The sequence below is a fragment of the Haloferax volcanii DS2 genome (assembly GCF_000025685.1).
GTDB lineage: Archaea > Halobacteriota > Halobacteria > Halobacteriales > Haloferacaceae > Haloferax > Haloferax volcanii.
Genome location: NC_013966.1, coordinates 156,125 through 173,864, shown reverse-complemented (window position 1 = coordinate 173,864; position 17,740 = coordinate 156,125). Strand labels below are relative to the sequence as shown.

Annotated in this window: 14 protein-coding genes; 8 read left to right on the top strand and 6 right to left on the bottom strand. The window is 66.5% G+C overall.

Annotated elements, in window-relative coordinates; genetic code table 11:
• Positions 1–28: 28 nt before the first annotated feature.
• A complete protein-coding gene (locus HVO_RS02630; RefSeq protein ID WP_004043098.1) occupies positions 29–1,990 on the top strand; it encodes a chloride channel protein in 1,962 nt (653 codons plus the stop codon).
• A 48-nt stretch (positions 1,991–2,038) separates the two neighbouring features.
• On the opposite strand, the gene HVO_RS02625 is transcribed toward HVO_RS02630, so the two are convergent.
• Positions 2,039–2,476: a hypothetical protein gene (locus HVO_RS02625; protein ID WP_004043097.1), complete on the bottom strand. Its 438-nt coding sequence runs from the start codon at positions 2,474–2,476 to the stop codon at positions 2,039–2,041.
• A gap of 105 nt (positions 2,477–2,581) precedes the next feature.
• Positions 2,582–3,499: a DUF106 domain-containing protein gene (locus tag HVO_RS02620; protein ID WP_013035010.1), complete on the bottom strand. Its 918-nt coding sequence runs from the start codon at positions 3,497–3,499 to the stop codon at positions 2,582–2,584.
• Between the two features lie 239 nt (positions 3,500–3,738).
• Here HVO_RS02620 and HVO_RS02615 point away from each other — a divergent pair, with 239 nt between their 5' ends.
• Positions 3,739–4,479, top strand: a complete 741-nt coding sequence (locus tag HVO_RS02615) for a helix-turn-helix domain-containing protein (RefSeq protein WP_004043095.1) — start codon at positions 3,739–3,741, stop codon at positions 4,477–4,479.
• Between the two features lie 268 nt (positions 4,480–4,747).
• Here the strand turns inward: HVO_RS02615 and HVO_RS02610 are convergent, their stop codons facing one another.
• Positions 4,748–4,987, bottom strand: a complete 240-nt coding sequence (locus HVO_RS02610) for a hypothetical protein (protein ID WP_144064022.1) — start codon at positions 4,985–4,987, stop codon at positions 4,748–4,750.
• A gap of 361 nt (positions 4,988–5,348) precedes the next feature.
• On the opposite strand from HVO_RS02610, the gene HVO_RS02605 reads away from it, so the two are divergent.
• From HVO_RS02605 to HVO_RS02595, 3 genes are read left to right on the top strand one after another with little or no spacing between them, the layout of a single operon-like run.
• The gene (locus HVO_RS02605) at positions 5,349–6,815 is read left to right on the top strand and encodes a sodium-dependent transporter (RefSeq protein ID WP_013035056.1); all 1,467 of its coding nucleotides are present in this window, start codon (positions 5,349–5,351) and stop codon (positions 6,813–6,815) included.
• Position 6,816: 1 nt separating this feature from the next.
• On the top strand, positions 6,817–7,140 hold the full coding sequence (locus HVO_RS02600) for a hypothetical protein (RefSeq protein ID WP_004043093.1): 324 nt from the start codon (positions 6,817–6,819) through the stop codon (positions 7,138–7,140).
• Complete coding sequence (locus HVO_RS02595; protein ID WP_004043092.1) at positions 7,137–8,198, top strand: proline racemase family protein; 1,062 nt, start codon at positions 7,137–7,139, stop codon at positions 8,196–8,198. The genes HVO_RS02600 and HVO_RS02595 overlap by 4 nt, the downstream gene beginning before the upstream one ends.
• A 30-nt stretch (positions 8,199–8,228) precedes the next feature.
• Here HVO_RS02595 and HVO_RS02590 read toward each other — a convergent pair whose 3' ends face one another.
• Complete coding sequence (locus HVO_RS02590) at positions 8,229–9,695, bottom strand: MATE family efflux transporter (protein WP_004043091.1); 1,467 nt, start codon at positions 9,693–9,695, stop codon at positions 8,229–8,231.
• Positions 9,692–10,282 (bottom strand): TetR/AcrR family transcriptional regulator, encoded by a 591-nt coding sequence (locus HVO_RS02585; protein WP_004043090.1) that lies wholly within the window; start codon positions 10,280–10,282, stop codon positions 9,692–9,694. Before HVO_RS02585 ends, HVO_RS02590 begins: the two co-directional genes overlap by 4 nt.
• Positions 10,283–10,430: 148 nt before the next feature.
• Between HVO_RS02585 and HVO_RS02580 the strand changes: the two genes are divergently transcribed.
• Positions 10,431–12,533 carry a sensor histidine kinase gene (locus HVO_RS02580; protein WP_004043089.1) on the top strand — a complete coding sequence of 701 codons (2,103 nt, stop codon included), beginning with the start codon at positions 10,431–10,433 and terminating at the stop codon, positions 12,531–12,533.
• A gap of 45 nt (positions 12,534–12,578) precedes the next feature.
• Here HVO_RS02580 and HVO_RS02575 read toward each other — a convergent pair whose 3' ends face one another.
• A complete protein-coding gene (locus tag HVO_RS02575) occupies positions 12,579–13,742 on the bottom strand; it encodes a pyridoxal phosphate-dependent aminotransferase (RefSeq protein WP_013035113.1) in 1,164 nt (387 codons plus the stop codon).
• A gap of 144 nt (positions 13,743–13,886) precedes the next feature.
• On the opposite strand from HVO_RS02575, the gene acs reads away from it, so the two are divergent.
• Entirely contained in the window at positions 13,887–15,803 is a 1,917-nt protein-coding gene (gene acs / locus HVO_RS02570; RefSeq protein WP_004043087.1) for an acetate--CoA ligase, read from the top strand.
• 143 nt (positions 15,804–15,946) lie between these two features.
• Entirely contained in the window at positions 15,947–17,713 is a 1,767-nt protein-coding gene (locus HVO_RS02565; RefSeq protein WP_004043086.1) for a bacterio-opsin activator domain-containing protein, read from the top strand.
• The last annotated feature ends 27 nt before the right edge of the window (positions 17,714–17,740 follow it).

Genomic DNA, 17,740 nt, shown 5'->3' with positions numbered 1-17,740 from the left:
AACGCCCCATCGAGCAAGAGTGACTCGGATGCCCCAAAACCCGAGTGACGAGTCTACCCTGCGCGAGCGGATTCGTAGGGCGATACGGTCGGCGGAGGTCGAACCGCGGTACGAAGATATCGCGATGAACGTGCTGGCGGTCGCCATCGGCGTCGTCGCCGGGCTCGGGGCCGTCGTCTTCCGCGTCGGTATCTGGGTCGTCCAAGAACTGCTCTACGGCACCTCGCTCAACCCGGGCAACGTCTCGTTCGCGCTCGTGCCCGTGACCAACGCCTTCGACCTCCTGTCCCCGCTCGGGCCGCTCCGCTACGCGGCCATCCCCGCGCTGGGCGGCCTCCTCGTCGGCGTCGTCGTCCTGCTCACGACCGACGCGGTCAAGGGCCACGGCGTGCCGAGCGTCCTCGACGCGATGCTGAACCGCGGCGGCCGCATCAGCCCGAAAATCGCCCTCTACAAGACGCTCGCATCGAGCGTTGCCATCGGGAGCGGGGCGTCGCTCGGCCGCGAGGGGCCCATCATCCAAATCGGGAGCGCCGCCGGGTCCTTTTTCGGCCGGTTCGTTCGCTCGCGGCACACGCGGACGCTCGTCGCGGCCGGGGCGGCCGCGGGCATCGCGGGCACGTTCAACACGCCCATCGGGGGCATCATGTTCGCGCTCGAAATCCTCCTCGCGGAGTACTACCTCGGCCACGTCATCACGGTGGTCCTCGCCGCGCTGACGGCGACGGCGGTCGCCCGCCCGATTCTGGAGTTCTCGCCGACGCCCGGCATCCGCGAGTTCCTCGTGCCGGCGTCCTACCAGTTGGTGACGCCGGCGGTCGAACTCCCCATCTACCTGCTTTTGGGGGCCGTCGTCGGCCTCGTCGGCGCGGGCCTCGTGAAACTGCTCTACGGCGTCGAGCACTTCTTCGAGCGCCTCGACGCGCCGGACTATCTCAAGCCCGCGCTGGGCGGACTCCTGCTCGGCGTGAGCGTCCTTGTCGGGACCGTCGTCCTCGGCGTCGCGCCGGGGGAGGCCGCCGGACTCCTCCTCGGGGTCGGCTACGGCGTCGTCCACCGGAGCATCGACGGCGGCTTCCTCTTCGGCGCGCTCGTCGCGCTGGCGGTGCTCAAGGCGGTCGGCTTCTCGATGTCGGTCGGGAGCGGGAGTTCCGGCGGTGTGTTCTCGCCGTCGCTGTTCGTGGGTGCCACCGTCGGCGGCGCGTTCGGCCTCGCGGTCCACGCGCTCGTCCCCGGGACGGCCCCCTCGGGCGCGTACGCGCTGGTCGGGATGGGCGGCATCTTCGCCGCGACTGCCGGCGCGCCGCTCACCGCCATCATCATCATCTTCGAACTCACCGGCCAGTACACCATCATCCTCCCGCTTTTGATGGTCAGCGTCGTCGGGAGCGAAATCGCGAGCTACCTCCTCAACGGCAGTACCATCTACACCCAGAAGCTCCGAGACCTCGGCTACACGGTCCAAGAGCGCCGCATCGGAAGTATCGAGGACGTGCACGTCGCCGACGTGATGACGACCGCCGTCGACACCGTCAAAGTCGGAACGCCGCTTTCGGAGGCCGTCAATCGGCTCCGCGACACCGACCACGGCGGGCTTCCCATCGTCGAAGCGGACGAGTCGCTCGCCGGTATCGTCGTCCAGAGCGACGCTCAGGGGTATCTGACCGAGAACATCGAGGCCCTCGACGGCGACGACGACCCGGCGGCGGACCCGCCGGTCGAGGAAGTCGGCACGCGGACCGTCGTCACGACGACGCCGAACAGCAACCTCCTCCACGTCGTGGACGCGATGGAAGCCGCCGACGTGGGTCGCGTCCCGGTCGTCGACGGGGCGACGGTCGTCGGCATCGTCACGCGGAGCGACGTGCTCGACGCCTACGACGACATCCCCATCGAGTCGGCGGTCGAGCCGATGCGCTGTCGCCGAGGCGACGAGGGGGCGCAGTCGGAGTCGCGGGCGGCGCCCCCCACCGCGGCGGGAGACCGCTGAGCCGACCGCCGAGCCGACCACCGAGCCGACCGACGAGTCGGCGGAAACTCAGTTCGCGCCGACCTCGGGACCGATGAGGACCCAGTGGAGTCGGTCCTCGCCGCCGGGGTGGCGCTCCCACCGGACGTGGTAGACGGCGGGCCCGTGCGGGCACGACGCACAGCCCTCGGCGCACGGCGTCCGCTTGTGGATTTCGAGGTAGCCCGCGTGCGGCACGACTCGCGTGAGCACCTCGTCCGGCCCGCGGAACCGGTCGATTGCCGCCTCGCGGTCGAGCCCGTCACCGTCGCGGTCGCCGAACTCGCCGTCGCCGTTTCCATCGTCGCCGTCGGGGTACTCACTCACGTGGCGGCGTCCGCTCAACGCTCCGCGGTCGCGCCCGTTTCCGACGTACTCGACGAGCGCTTCGAGTTCGGTCTCGTCGAGTTCGGTCGTCGTCGCGGGCGAGTCGCTCGGCTCTCGCCGCTCGGGTTCGTCGCGGTCCATGCCGAACTCTCGTCGCGGCGTCGGTTTATACGAACCGGTTTGAAAACCACTTAGGGATTGTCAAGGACCCCGCGACGCACGCTTCGAGGGGTGGTTTCGCGTCGCTCAGGACGAGGTCGTGGACTCCGAGTCCGGGCGATCGGTCCCGGAGGGGTCGATTCCGAGGAGCTTCTGACAGAGCTGTCTGGCGGCGAACGAACAGAGGAAGTACCAGACGATCCACGCGGGCATGGGGCCGAAGACGGCGTCCTGCCAGCCCACCCGGCCGACGAGCGGGAGGATAACGTGCGCGGAGCCGGCGGCGACGTGGCCGCCGCGGACCTTCCAGCGCATCCAGAGGAACGCCGGGATGGTGACGAGCATTATCCAGACCATCGGCCTGAACTGCGCTTTCATCACGCTCCACTGGTCGCCCATCGCCTCCATCTGCTCCGCCTCGATGCGTTCGAGCGCGTCGTCGTCGCCGCGCTCTTTCGCCGCCTCCCGGCGCGACTTCAGGTCGTCCATCCGGGCTTGGTGGCGTTCGAGGAGTTCCGTGTCCTTCAGTCGGTCCTGCATCACGGTCGAGTAGAGGCCGGTCGCCGCGGCGAGGACGATGACCACGGCGTAGAACGGTATCGAGTGCGCCAGCGCCCCGAGTACGACGTTGTCGATGCCGGCGACCGCGTTTCGAACGCCGGCGTTCCAGTAGCCGGCGAACAGGACGACGACGCCGAGCGCGCCGAGTCTGTCCCACCGAGACCACGACGAGTCGGCGTCGTCGCTCCCGCCCTCGACGCCGGGGTCGCGCGATTGCAGTTTCGAGGCGATTCGGTCCGGGTCGGACAGGACGAAGCCGCCGGCGGCAGCGTCGGTCAGGACGCCGCGCTCGATGAGGCGGCCCCACTGACCGCTCGACAGCGCGTCGTTCACGTCGCACCAGCGGAGCTCTTCGGTCCCCCGTTTCGACCGTTCGACGACGACCGAGACCGCCTCCCGCATCGCCGGATTGTCCAGTAACGTCTCTAAAGAGTCTGCGGGCATTCACTCGCCCCTATTCGAGCGGTCGTTATCAACGCTTCCCTCCGCCGGAACACAGACCTGCTGACGCTCGACGAGTCGGTGCCGGTCCAGCGGGCCGCCGCGGTCGCTCAACTAGTTTGTTTTCGGATCTGATACTCATCTCGGTCTGAACTCGTCGACGAATATCGGTGACCACGCTCGACACGCCGACCTCCCATGGTCGGTTGGATATATACTGTACGGGAGTGAAACCATCTCGTATGTCGAACGCTAGCGCACCGAATTCCGAACTCACGGGCCCGACCAGACTCACGCTCAAGGTCTGGCACCCGGACTGCTGGACGCTGGAAGTGACGGAGAATGTCGACGCCGGGGTCACCGCCCACACCGTGTACAACACGCCCGAAGACGCGGTCAAGGGACACTTCACGGTCTACGCCGACCGGGTCGAGGACATCGACGACTTCGTCCGCGCGACCGAGCGGTCGCGGTTGACTGACTCCGTCTCCGAGTTGAGCCCCCGCCACGAGTTCGACAACGGCGCGTCGAACGTCGGCAACACGACGCGGGAGTTGATGGTCGAGTACGACCCCGAAAACAGCATGACCGACTCGCTTCTATCACACGGCTTCGTCCACGACGCGCCCGTCCGCGTCGACGACGGCTGGGAGTACTGGCCGGTCATCGACACCGCCGACCGGGCCGACCTCCGCGAACGCCTCGACTCGCTGGAGGCGGCGAATCAGGCCGAAATCATCGTCACCAAGGTCACTTCTGTCGCCGGCGCGAAAAACCACGTCTCGCACCAACTGGACAAGCTCTCGAACCGCCAGCGCGAGGTGTTCGAACTGGCCTGTCGACGCGACTACTACACGTGGCCGCGGGCGACGACGACGCGGGAATTGGCCGACGAACTCGACATCTCGAAAACCACGCTGCTCGAACATCTCCGGAAGGCCGAGGCGAAACTCCTCAACCAGTACGCGGAGTCAACTCCGTAACGCCGCCGCCGCTCGTTATTCAATTCGATAACTTTCTCTCCGGTTTACTCCGGACACGGTGGTGTCGGTTCGACGGGTCGCGTCTGCGGTACCGACAGCGTCTTTCCGTTCAGTCGGCCCCCTGTGGCGCGCGCCACGTACAGTCAGTACAGCGTTCGATTCCGTGTCTCGTCTGCGTCTCCGAACCGCACTCCGGGCACCGTTGGGCCGACAGTCGTCCCGTGACTGAGTTCGTCATGGCTGAGTCCTCGGTGGAGGGCGAGTTATACTAGTGTCTGCCCATGGGAGGGTAGCCCCCGTGAGAGGCCGGGCGAGTGTACACGCCGCAACTCCGGCTTCGGAGTTCGCCCGCCTGCTGGAGTCGGCTACAGGCGTGTTCTATCTCGATGGGATGTCCGTCCACTCCGGAGAGTATCTCGTCTATCGGCGTCGCCCCTCGGCAGTCGAGAAGCGCGAGTACCGCCCGTTCGAGTTCGTCCGTCCGCTCGTCCGTCTGTTCGTCTCTCACGCGCGCCGACGCGATTCCGACTCGCGTTTCGTCCCACGTTCGTTTCCCGGTGTCCGGTCGCCTTCGACTCGCTCGTCGTTGGTCGTGACCATATCGGTGGTGTCCGCTTCGCGGATATATACACATCCCCGACTATGATACGGTCCGGCCGGCTGTCCGGGTCGAAACCTTCTCACCAGTTGACACTCGAAGTCGAACTATCAGACGTGGTTTACGGGTCTAAAATGCCCGTATTTGCGGTATCTACCGATAACTATCGAGTCGTCTCACCAGCGTTCCTATACATCTTTTGTTGACAACCCCGACCATAGTAGCACATCCGTATAACTACCCTCTGTTCAAGGGTCTGGGTAGGATTATCATGTCAGACTCAGATCCGAGAACGGCGAGGGAAGAGTGGGGAAGCCGGTTCGGCTTCCTCATGGCGATGCTCGGCGCGATGGTGGGCGCGGGCAACATCTGGCGCATGCCGTTTACGACGGGCGAAAACGGCGGTGGTGCCTTCCTCGTGGCCTATATTCTCCTGTTGTACCTCATCGCGGTTCCCGGGCTGATGGCCGAGACGATGATCGGCCGCTACACGAACTACGGGGTCATCGGAGCGTTCAGGAAGGTTCTCGGGAGCAAGCGGGCGCAGGGTCTCGGCCTCGTAGTCCTCATCGTCAACGTGGCGCTGATGTCGTACTACGCGCCGATCATCGGCTGGGCGCTCTACTACGCCGGTCACTCGATTCTCATGACGTTCACCCAGCCGGGGTTCCAGCCGCAGGCGTTCTGGGAGGGTTTCATCAACAACCCGGCGCTCGTCGTCGGGATGCACACGGTGACGATGGCCGGTCTGGCCGGCGTTCTCGTGTTCGGCATCCGCCGGGGCATCGAGCGCGTCGTGAAGTGGATGATTCCGCTGCTCGTCGTCGCGCTCGTGGCGGTCTCGATTCGCGGCATCACGCTCCCCGGCGGTATGGAGGGCGTCGCGTTCGTCTTCACGCCCGATTGGGGGTATCTCACCCGCGGCAGTACGTGGGTCGCGGCGCTCAGTCAGGCGCTGTTCTCGACGGGCCTCGGGTGGGGAATCGCGCTGACCTACGGGAGCTATCTCAGCCGGTACGACGACGTGCCGCTCGGCGGCGGTCTGTTCACCGCCATCGGAAACACGAGTATCGGCCTGCTCGCGGTGTTCGCCACGTTCCCCGTCGTCTTCGCGTTCGGACTCGAACCGAGCGCCGGGTCCAACCTGCTTTTCATCTCGATGGCGCAGGTGTTCCCCGAACTCCCCGGCGGGAGTCTGTGGGCCATCGTGTTCTTCGTCTCCTTCTTCTTCGCGACGTTCACTTCCGGCCTCGGCATCACCGAGGTCGCCGTCACCACCGTCTCGGAGGAGACGCGGCTCTCGCGGACTAGTGCTGTGCTCGCGTCCTGCGGCGCGATTTGGCTGTTCGGCCTCCCGAGCGCCTACTCGTCGGCGTTCCTCGGGCGGATGGACTTCATGTTCGGGAGCTTCGGCCTCCCGCTGGCGACGCTTTCTATCATCGCGCTCGTCGCGTGGAAGTTCGGCCCCGAGCGCGCCCGCGTCCTCGACCTCAACCGCAACGCCGGCGTCTACATCGGCTCGTGGTGGAATCCGGTCGTGAAGTACGTCATCCCCGTCGTGATGGTGTTCATCCTCGGCTACGGCGTCTACTCCAGTATCGGGACCGTGAACCAGCGGTTGATGCTGCTCGGCGTCGCGTTCATGGCCGCGCTCGTCGTTGTGAGCACGCTCGTAATGAGCGTCATCGGCGACGAGCCACCGTCCGGTTCCGCGGCCGTCCCGGGAGGTGACGACTGAGATGGCCCTTTCGACGCTCACGTGGGTTTCGATGCTCGTCTCGCTCCTCCTGTTGCCCGGCGTCGCGGCCGCGGTTCTCGTCAGGTCGCTCCGCACCGAGGAGCGCAAACTCGCGCTCTTACGGGAACAGGACGACGTCGATAGCTACTCGCCGCGGGCGCTTTCGGACCTCCGCGAGTGGATTCGCGCGAATCCCGACGACCCCTACTCCCCGATTGCCCGCCGCCGTTACAACGAGTGTGTGCGGTCGCTCCGAGCGATTGACGAGCCGCATTACGACTGGTCCGACGAGCAAATCGCCCGGCTCGAACTGGTGGACGAATGACCTCTGACTCCGCTACCGACGAGCCCGCGGACGAACGCGAGTTCGAGTTCGACGAACTCACCACGGACGCGTCGTTTACGACCATCGACACGCACACAGAGGGCGAGCCGACCCGCATCGTCGTCGACGGTATCGACCGCTCGGCGCTCGTGGGTGACTCCGTTCGGGAGCGCCGCGATTCGTTCGCCGACACCCACGACTGGGTGCGCGACCTGCTGATGCGGGAGCCCCGCGGCCACGACGACATGTTCGGGGCCGTCGTCGTTGATTCCGACCATCCCGACGCGGACGTGGGCGTCTTCTTTATGGACAGCCGAGGTTACCTCGACATGTGCGGCCACGGGACTATCGGCGTCGTCTCCGCCCTCCTCGAACTGGATCGACTCGACCGGCGCAAGACCATCCGCGTCGAGACGCCGGCCGGACTCGTCGAGGCGACGCCCGAGTACGTGCCGGACGGGGGCGTCGAGTGCGTCACGATACAGAACGTTCGGTCCTTCGTCTACGACCAAGCGACCGTCCCGGTCTCGTTTCTCGACTCGTCGCTCCGCGTCGACGTCGTCTACGCGGGCAACTTCTTCGCGCTGGTCGACAGCGACCAGCTCGGCCTGCCCGTCGAACCGCAGCACGCGGCGACGTTCGTCGATTGGGGCCTCGAAATCCGCGACGCCGTCAACGAGCGCCTCGATATCGTCCACCCGCTCACCGGCGAGGAAGGGTCGATCTCGATCACCGAGATATACGGCACACCCGACGAGGTGGACCGAAGTATCGTCGTCTTCGGCGAGGGTCAGGTCGACCGCTCGCCCTGTGGGACTGGGACATGCGCGAAAATGGCGCTCCTCCACGATGCCGGCGCGCTCGATGTTGGCGAGTCGTATCTCCACGAGAGCATCGTCGGTACGCGCTTCGAAGGGAGGCTCGTCGCGGCCGAAGAACGTGACGGCGTAACGCTGACGACGCCGCTCATCACCGGTTCTGCCCGCATCACCGGGAAACACACGTTCGTCAAAGACGCGAAGGACTCGCTTTCCGGGTTCAGCATCTCGGCCGAGTAGCGGGTTCGGCCGGACCGCTCTTCTTCGGGATTAGTCCAGCCCGCTCGATAGCTCCACGTCGTCGTTCTCCAACTCGCCGCCGGCCGGCGACCCGCGGACGTCGCCCTCGCGCCAGGTTCCTTGGCGGAACCAGAGCCAAGCGATGGTCGCGCCCACGATATTCGAGACGAAAAAGGCGATCCAGATGCCCCGAACGTCGGTGGTCCCGAGGAACCAGAAGTCCGTCGGGAGGAGTCCCTGCGACGCGACGAAGGCGACCGGAAGCCGGATGCCGGCGAGGGTGACGACCGATATTACCGCGGCGATGAGGGTCTTGCCCGCGCCCCGGAAGCCGCCGGAAAAGGCCCGCATGATGCCGATGAAGCCGAACGACAGCGAGACGTACCGCAGGAACTCCGCGCCCACTTCGAGCACCTCGGCGTCGGTCGTGAACACCGAGACGATGGGTTCGGGAACGAGGAAGATGGCGACGCCGAGCAGGCCGAGGACGAAGAACAGCCCCTTGGCGGCGACGTAGTTCGCCTGCTCCGCGCGATCGTACTTCCCCGCGCCGATGTTCTGGCCGGACATCGTCTCGACGCCGCGGGCGACGGCGATAGCGGGGAGGAAGATGACCGAGAACACGCGGGTCCCGATGCCGAACGCCGCGACGACGGAGGTCGAAAACAGCCCGACGACGATGAGAAGCGCGTTGATAGAGAGCGCGCGACCCGCCCCCTCGACACTGGCGGGGATGCCGATGTGGAGAATCTTCCGCAGATATCGGAAGTCGGGTCGCATGTCAGTGAGGTGGATTTGGATGCCTCTGGACCCCGACACCATGATGGCGATGCCGACGACCATCGCGAGGACTCGCGAGATGACGGTGGCGATGGCCGCGCCCTGAATCCCGAGTCGGGGGAACTGTATCGGCCCGAGCGCCCATCCGTTGATGAAAAACGGGTCGAGGACGACGTTGAGGACGACGGTCCCGAACATCACGAGCATCGGCGTGATGGTGTCGCCCGCCCCGCGCATCAGCGAGATGAACACGAAGAAGCCGAACATGAACGGCAGGCCGAGCGCGATGACCTGCATGTAGGCCGTCGCGCCCGGCAACACGTCCGGCGAGGCCCCGAGGAAATCGAGGAACGGTCGGACGAGCGGGTAGCCGAACGCGCCGAGCATCGCGGAGCCGAGGAACGCGAACGTGACGGTCTGTGAGGCCGCGTACTCGGCTTTGTCCGTCTCCTCGGCCCCGGTGTGCTGGGCGACGAGGACGCTCCCGGCGACGGACAGCCCCATCCCGAGCGAGATGAGGAGAAACACCATCGGGAAGGCGAACGAGATGGCGGCCAGCGCCTCCGTCGAGTACTGGCCGAGCCAGAACGTGTCCGCGAGGTTGTACGCCGTCTGGAGGAGGTTCGTGACGACGATGGGAAGCGACAGGTAGAGAAGCGGCTTGACGATGCCGCCCTCGGTGAGGTTGAGCTCGTCTTGCCCCTTGAACAGGCTCATCCGTCCGCCCCCTCACCCGGCGTCCAACCGAGGTGGAGTTCCAGTGCGTCCTCGACGATTCGTCGGGTCTCGGCGGGGTACTCGTCGAGCGCGACGACGCGGGCGTGCGCGCCGTTGCTCATGGTCGTGATGAGCCGCGCAATCTTCTCGGGGTCGGTCTCGTCGAACTCTCCGCCGGCGACGCCGTCGCGGACGATGTCTGCGACGACCTCCCGCATCACGCCGTCGAAGTCGAGGAAGCGCTCGCGGAACAGTTCGTGGTAGGGCGCTTGGGCCTTCAGTTCCATGACCGCCACGGGAAAGCCGTCCGCTTCGGGGTTCTTCGGGCTGAACACCGCGTCGAGAACCGTATTCAGTCGCGTCCGCGGGTCGGCCGACTCACACGACAGCTCCGACTCGAACCGCCCGATTAAGTCGTCGAGAAACGCGTTCAAAAGCTCCTCTTTCGTGTCGAAATGGTAGTGAATCGCGGCGCTCGTCACCGACGCCTCGTCCGCGATTCGCTGTACCGTGAGGCCGGCGTACCCGTGTTCGCAGAGCGCCCGATTGGTCGCTTCGAGTATCTCGGCTCTGGTCTCTGCGTCCATCTTCTGTCGGGCTTACTAACCGGTCAGTTAAGAGGCTTTGGACCGCGAATCTCCCCGTCAGAGAATCCCACAGCCGTCCGACTGCCGGTGTCTCTAAGTAGCCGAGTCGGCTACCGACGTAGTAGTGACCTTCTCGTTGTCACCGTACGTGGGTGCGCTCTTCCTCGCGGCCGTGATATCCGCCGGCGTCGCGAGCTACGGGTGGCGATACCGAGACGAACCGAGCGGTCGGTGGTTCATCGCCCTCACGGTCAGCGCCGGCTGTTGGTCGCTTTTCGAGGCGTTTCTCCTCCTCGCTGACTCGCCGTTCACCCGGCTTCTGTGGTTCGCGCTGGAGCCGATTCCCGCGGAGTCGTCGGTGTTTTTCACCCTGCTTTTCGCCCTCGAAATCACGGGCTACGAGCGGTGGGTCTCGCGGCGGACCGCCGCGCTGCTCGCCGTGTGGCCCGCGTTTGCCATCGCGGGTGTGGCGACGAACGCCCTCGGCGTCCACGCGCTTCTGTGGGAGTCGCTGTCGTTTGCGACCGTCGGCGGAATCACCGCGACCGAGGTCGTTCCCGGGCCGCTGTTCTGGGTCGACGTGGTTTACAGCTACGTCGCCATCGGAGCCGCGCTCGTCGTCCTCGGCGTCCACTGTCTCCGGAGCCGACAGATATACCGGAAGCAGGCGCTGGTCCTGTTCGTCGCGATTCTCGTTCCCGCCGTCGTCGGCGCGGTCTATCTCCTGATACCGTTTTCGCCCGCGAACCCCATCGCTATCTCGTTCGCCGCCACGTCGTCGCTGCTCGCCGTCGGGCTCTCGCGGTACCGCATTCTCGACATCAGCCCCATCGCGCGCGACCTCGTCATCGAGCGGATGGCCGACCCCGTCCTCGTCGTCGACCGGAAGGGCAGACTGGCCGACAGCAACCCGGCGGCGAGGGCGCTGTTCGACGTTTCACACCCGCCGCTCGGCTCGCCCGTCGCCGACGCGTTCGACCCGGAGACCGTCGAGGCGCTCGAATCCGGCGGGGAACTGCGGGTCGTCGACGACAACGGCGAGGCGCGGCACTTCGAGGTCGACCGGTCGGCCGTGACCGACGGTCGAGACGCGGTTCGCGGCCACCTGCACATCCTCCACGACATCACCGAGCGCCGCGTCCGCGAGCGGTGGTTCCGCGCGCTCACGGAGAACGCCTCCGACCTCATCTTCGTCCTCGACGCCGACGGCTCGGTCACCTATCTGAGCGACTCGGCCGCCCAGACGCTCGGGGCCGACGAGGACCCGAGCGAGGTGCGGTCGCTGCGGCGGTTCCTCCACCCCGACGACGAGGACGCCGCCATCGAGACGTTTCGGGAGGCGTTGGAGCGCCCCGACGAGGACGCCACTGCCGAACTCCGGTTCCGCAGTTCAACCCGCGGGTGGCGCGTCTTCGGCGTCCGGTGTCGGAACCTCCTCGACGACCCCGTCGTCGGCGGCGTCGTCGTCAACGCCCAGGACGTGACCGACCGACGGAAGCACGAACAACAGCTCGAAACGTTCGCCAACATCGTCTCCCACGACCTGCGGAACCCGCTGAACGTGGCGGAGGGCTACCTCGAACTGGTGAAGGAGGCCGACCGCCCCGACCCGGACCACGTCGAGCGAATCGAGGCGGCTCACGAGCGCATGGGCGAAATCATCGCCGACGTGCTCGCGCTCGCCCGCGGCGGAACGGTCGACGAACACGAGACGGTCTCGCTCGACGCCGTCGCGGCCGAAGCGTGGACGAACGTCGAAACCGGGGCCGCGACGCTCGATATCGTCGAGAGCGCGTCGTTCGACGCGGACCGAACCCGACTGCTCCAGCTGTTCGAGAACCTGTTTCGAAACGCCGTCGAGCACGGCTCGATGGGCAGTCGGGATTCTCCCGACGACGCCGTGGAACATGGTTCCACGGGCAACCAGACTGCGTCTGGTGACGCGGTCGAACACGTCGGCGACGGCGTGACCGTCACGGTCGGCGCGACCCGCGACGGCTTTTTCGTCGAGGACGACGGTCCCGGCGTGCCGCCGGCGGACCGCCCGAAGCTCTTCGAATCCGGCTTCACGACGGCCGACGACGGCACCGGCTTCGGCCTCGCCATCGTCCGCACCATCGCGGACGCTCACGGCTGGTCGGTCGGCTACGAGGACGTTGCGGACGCCGGCGCGCGGTTCGTGATTCGCGGCGTCGAGCGCGCCGGGGACTCGGCGCAGGAGTCGGGGCCGGCGTCGTCGGACGACGCCTGACGACGGGCCACTGGCCGACTAGGCCGCTACTGGACCGCCGCCGAGCTACCAAAAGCGGTTCTCGTCGAGCCGCCGCAGCGCCTCCTCGATGGTCGCCTCGTTTCGGGAGAACGTAAACCGGACCCAGTCGGCGGAGCCCTCGGTGTAGAAACTGCTCCCGGGGACGACCGCGACGCCGGCCTCGCGGACGAGTCTGTGGGCGAACTCGGTGTCGTCGGCGTCGCCCGGATAGCGCGTCAGCATGTAGTACGCGCCGTCCGGTTTCACGGGGTCGAGGCCGACCTCCCGGAGGCCGTCGTACAGCAGTTCGCCGCGGCGCTCGTAGGCGTCCGAGAGGTCGTCGTAGTAGTCCGCCGGGAGCGACAGCGCCTCGACGCCCGCCCGCTGGAACGGCGTCGGCGCGCAGATGCTCGTGTAGTCGTGGACCTTCCGCAACTCGGCCGAAAGCGGTTCGGGCGCGAGCGCGAACCCGACGCGCCAACCCGTCACGGAGTACGTCTTCGACAGCCCCGTGCAGACGACGGTCCGCCCGGCGAGGCCGTCGACTTCGACGGGGCTGACGTAGTCGTCGGCGTAGACGATGTGCTCGTAAATCTCGTCGGTGACGACCATAAGGTCTTCCTCGGCGGCGACCTCCGCGACGAGTTCGAGTTCGGCGGGCGAAAAGACGTTGCCCGTCGGGTTGTGCGGGTGGTTGAGAATCAGCATGGACGCCTCTTGGGCGGCGTCCCACAGCGCGTCGGCGTCGAGTTCGAGGCCGTCGGTGATGTCGAGCGGTATCGGCTCCCCTCCGGCGAACTGGACGGCGGGAATGTAGCTCTCGTAGGCCGGCTCGAAGTAGATGACGCCGTCGCCGGGGTCGCAGAGCGCGAGGAGCGTCGAGACGACGGCCTCGCTCGTGCCCGTGGTGACGGTGACCTCCGTTTCGGGGTCGTAGCGGACGCCCTTCCAGTCGGCGTAGCGTTCCGAGACCGCCTCGCGGAGTTCCGGCAGCCCCCACGTGATGGTGTACTGGCTCGACGTGTCGATTGCGGCTTTGGCGGCTTCCTTCACGCTCACGGGGGTCTCGTCCTCGTCGGGAATCCCCTGTGAGAGGTTGATAGCGTCGTGTTCGTGCGCCTCGCGGGTCATCTCCCGGATGACGGACTCGCGGGTTCCCGCGACGCGCTCGCTCCCGATGCGTCGAGAAAAGGGAGACGGTGTTAACATACGTGGGCTGGGACTGGCTGACACAAGAAGCTTGGCGGACGCGCTCGACGCGCCGGGTCGCCCACCCCGACGAACGTTTTAATGCGATGAGGCCGACGTACCACCTGTATGTCGAACCGTCGTGGGCCGGACTTCGAAACGAGGATGGCCGAAGACGAGGAGATTCCGCCGTCGCCGCAGTTCGTCGAACAGGCCACCGTCACCGACGATTCGGTCTCCGACGAGTTCGAGGAGAACTGGCCCGACTGCTGGGCCCGAGCGGCGGCGACGCTCGACTGGTTCGACCCCTACGAGTCGGTCCTTCCGGACGACGAACCCCCGTTCGAGTGGTTCGCCGGCGGGACGCTGAACGCCTGCTACAACTGCGTGGACCGCCACGTCGAAGCCGGGGCGGAAAACCGCGTCGCCATCAAGTGGGAGAGCCACCTCGGCGAGACGCGGACGTACACGTATCAGGACCTCTACCGCGAGGTCAACGAGTTCGCGGCCGCGCTCCGCGCGCAGGGCGTCGAGGCCGACGACGTGGTCACGCTCTACATGCCGATGATTCCGGAACTCCCCATCGCCATGCTCGCGTGCGCCCGCATCGGCGCGCCCCACAACGTCGTCTTCGCGGGGCTGTCGGCGGACGCACTCGCGACGCGACTGGAGAGCGCGGACTCGGTGTTCCTCGTCACTTGCGACGGCTACTACCGGAGAGGGAGCGCCATCTTCCTGAAGAGCAAGGCCGACGACGCCCGTCTCAAGGCCGCCCACGACCTCGAAGAGATGGTGGTCGTCGAGCACCTCGGAGAGACCGAACACCTCGGCGCGGGACAGCACACCTACGAGGAACTGGTGGCGGCCCACGCCGGCGCGGAGGTCGCCCCGGTCGAGCGGGCGGCCGACGACGTGCTGTTTCTCATCCACACGTCGGGAACCACGGGCGAACCGAAGCGGGTCGAACACGTCACCGGCGGCTACCTCGCCCACGTCGCGTGGACGTCGCAGACGGTATTGGACCTCGACCCCGAGGACACGTATCTGTGTACGGCGAACATCGGCTGGATTAGCGGCCACTCGTACGTCGTCTACGGGCCGCTGGCGCTCGGGGCGACGGCGGTCATGTACGAGGGGACGCCGAACTACCCGGAGCGCGACCGCATCTGGGACCTCATCGAGGAGAACGCCGTCGACGTGTTCTACACGGCTCCGACGGCGATTCGCTCGTTCATGAAATGGGACACGTCGCTCCCGGCGTCGCGGGACCTGTCGAGCCTCCGCCTGCTCGGAACCGTCGGCGAACCAATCGACCCGCGGGCGTGGCACTGGTACTACGAACACATCGGCAACGGGAACTGTCCCATCGTCGATACCTGGTGGCAGACCGAGACCGGCGGGATGATGATTACGACTCTGCCGGGCGTCGAGAAGATGAAACCCGGCTCAGCCGGACCGCCGCTCCCGGGCGTCGGCGCGCGGGTCGTCGACGGCCGCGGCGAGGAGGTCCCCGTGAACGAGGCCGGCTATCTCGTTCTCACGCGCCCGTGGCCCGGGATGCCGCTCGCCCTGCGACACGGCCACCGCTGGGGCGAGGAGGCGGCGAAACTCGACGTGGACGGCTGGCACTACTTCACCGGCGACGGCGCGAAAGTGGACGACGACGGCTACATCACCGTGCTCGGCCGCGTCGACGACGTCATCAACGTCTCGGGCCACCGCCTCGGGACGATGGAAATCGAGTCGGCCATCGTCGGCGTCGAGGGCGTCGTCGAAGCCGCCGTCGTCAGCGTCGACGACGCCGAGGCGGGTGGCATCCACGCCTACGTCACGCTGGAGACGGGCGTCTCCGGTGACGACGACCTCCGCGAGCGAATCGCCGCACACGTCCGCGAGCGCATCGGGCCGATTGCCACGCCGGACGCCGTCGTCTTCACGCCCGACCTCCCGAAGACGCGCTCCGGGAAGATTATGCGCCGGTTCCTCGAAAACATCACCAACGGAGAGGAGTTCGGCGACACGTCCGCGCTCCAGAACCCGGAAATCGTCGGTGAACTCGAATCCATCGTCCGTGACGGCTGACGACGTTTCGGACAGTTCTCTCTAAGCGAAACGCAGTTACTATGGTTCGGGAGCGACTTCCACGCCGATTGTCGCTTTCACCATGTCGGTTCTGTGCTCTCATCGGAAGTTTTAGTTCGCTTATCGACAGTGTTGCGAAACGGATGCGGGACGAAAACTCCGAACCGACGCCGCTGTCGGCGGGCGGGTACGAGCAACTGCGCCGGGCGACCGAGACGTACCGCGAGGACCTCGTGCTTCGACTCGGCGCGGAAGTCGGGCTCACACCGGCCGAGATGAGTCAGTTCGAACCCGCACACGTGACCCAGCGGCGACACCGGGGAACGGAGCACTACTTCGTCGTCGTTCCGACCGACGGTCGGGAGGCGTACCTGCCGAACGAGGTCGAACACGACGTTCGGAAGTACGCCACGACGACAGACATCAGCGAGACTGAACGGGTGCTTCCGGTCACGCCGCGGCGTCTGCAGATGCTCGTGGCGTCGGTCGGAACGCGGGCCGCCGAACGAACCGGCCGCGATGGGTTGGCGGACGTTTCGACTCGCGACCTGCGTCGGCACTTCGCCCGAACGATGCTCGGTGACGGCGTCCCGCCGAGCGTCGTCATGCGAATCGGCGGGTGGGACCGCATCGAGAGCCTCGCGCCGCTCCTCGGTGAACCGAGCGAAGACGAGGTGCTCGATGCGCTTTCGCCGGCCCCTGCCGACAGCGACGGGCGCGCCGTCAGCGGCGACCCCGACCGAACGCGTCAGGTCATCGAAGCCGCGCGAAGCGTCGGGTCGGCGCTCTCGGCGGTGAACACCCGAAGCGAGGTCGAACAGGCCGTCTGTGACCGGCTCACCGATTCAGACCGCTACCGTTTCGCTTGGATTGAATCGGGCGAAACCGACGCGCGAACGTCGCGCACCGCCGCCGGTCTCGACGAGACGTCGCTCGAAGCGGTCCGGGGGTCGCTCGCCGGTCGCGGCACCGACTTCACTCGACGCGCGTGCGACACCCGCGACGTACAGACGGTGCGTCCCGACTCGCTCCCGAACTCGGAACCCGTGCCGATTGCGGTCGTTCCGCTGGCGCACGGCGACACCGCCTATGGAGCGCTCTACGTCGCGCTCGACGGCCAAGCGGTTCCCGACGTCGAGGCGGACGTACTGGTGACGCTGGGTCGCCACGTCGGACAGGCAATCGCCGCCGCCGAGCGTCGGAAGCTACTGCTGGCAGACACGGTCGTCCAACTGGAGTTCGAATCCTCGGACGAGCAGGACGTGCTCGTTCGACTCTCCGCGGCCCTCGGCTGTTCGATTCGGCTCCGCGGCGTCGTCCCCATCGAAGAGCGGTCGTTGCTGTGTTTCCTCACCGTCCGGGAGGCGACGACGGACGCGGTGTTCGACGAGTTGCAAACGACGGACGCCGTCGAGCACATCCGCCTCATTCGCGACCGAGGGACGGAGTCTCTCCTCGAAGTCGCGCTCTCCGCGGGGTCGACGATTACGACGCTCACCTCCTACGACGGCACCGTCTCGCGGTTCGTCGCGGAGGACGGCGTCGCCCGTTTCGTGGGCGAGTTCTCGAACGAAACGCCGCTCCGAGACGTGCTGTCCGACCTGACCGACGCCTATCCCGCCACCGAACTCGTCGCGAAACAGGAGGTCGAACGGCCCACGCGAAACACCGCCGACTTCCGGGCATCGCTCGTGGCGCGACTCACCGACAAGCAAGAGTCCGTCCTGCGGGCGGCCTACCTCGCCGGCTATTTCGAGTGGCCCCGCGGCAGTACCGCCGAAGACCTCGCTGATTCGATAGATATCTCGTCACCGACGCTCCACCAGCACCTCCGAACCGCACAGCAGAAACTCATGACCGCGTTCTTCGACGACGACACCGACGAACGCGCTTCGACCCTAGACCCTTAGGCGTGCGACGAATTAGCACACGAACGT

Excerpts from the sequence above, each read along its gene's own strand:
- HVO_RS02615 (WP_004043095.1), top strand. The coding sequence starts at position 3,739 with ATGTCGAACGCTAGCGCACCGAATTCCGAACTCACGGGCCCGACCAGA.
- HVO_RS02575 (WP_013035113.1), bottom strand. The coding sequence starts at position 13,742 with ATGTTAACACCGTCTCCCTTTTCTCGACGCATCGGGAGCGAGCGCGTC.
- HVO_RS02590 (WP_004043091.1), bottom strand. The coding sequence starts at position 9,695 with ATGAGCCTGTTCAAGGGGCAAGACGAGCTCAACCTCACCGAGGGCGGC.
- HVO_RS02595 (WP_004043092.1), top strand. The coding sequence starts at position 7,137 with ATGACCTCTGACTCCGCTACCGACGAGCCCGCGGACGAACGCGAGTTC.
- HVO_RS02605 (WP_013035056.1), top strand. The coding sequence starts at position 5,349 with ATGTCAGACTCAGATCCGAGAACGGCGAGGGAAGAGTGGGGAAGCCGG.
- HVO_RS02565 (WP_004043086.1), top strand. The coding sequence starts at position 15,947 with ATGCGGGACGAAAACTCCGAACCGACGCCGCTGTCGGCGGGCGGGTAC.
- HVO_RS02630 (WP_004043098.1), top strand. The coding sequence starts at position 29 with ATGCCCCAAAACCCGAGTGACGAGTCTACCCTGCGCGAGCGGATTCGT.
- HVO_RS02585 (WP_004043090.1), bottom strand. The coding sequence starts at position 10,282 with ATGGACGCAGAGACCAGAGCCGAGATACTCGAAGCGACCAATCGGGCG.
- HVO_RS02620 (WP_013035010.1), bottom strand. The coding sequence starts at position 3,499 with ATGCCCGCAGACTCTTTAGAGACGTTACTGGACAATCCGGCGATGCGG.
- acs (WP_004043087.1), top strand. The coding sequence starts at position 13,887 with ATGGCCGAAGACGAGGAGATTCCGCCGTCGCCGCAGTTCGTCGAACAG.
- HVO_RS02625 (WP_004043097.1), bottom strand. The coding sequence starts at position 2,476 with ATGGACCGCGACGAACCCGAGCGGCGAGAGCCGAGCGACTCGCCCGCG.
- HVO_RS02600 (WP_004043093.1), top strand. The coding sequence starts at position 6,817 with ATGGCCCTTTCGACGCTCACGTGGGTTTCGATGCTCGTCTCGCTCCTC.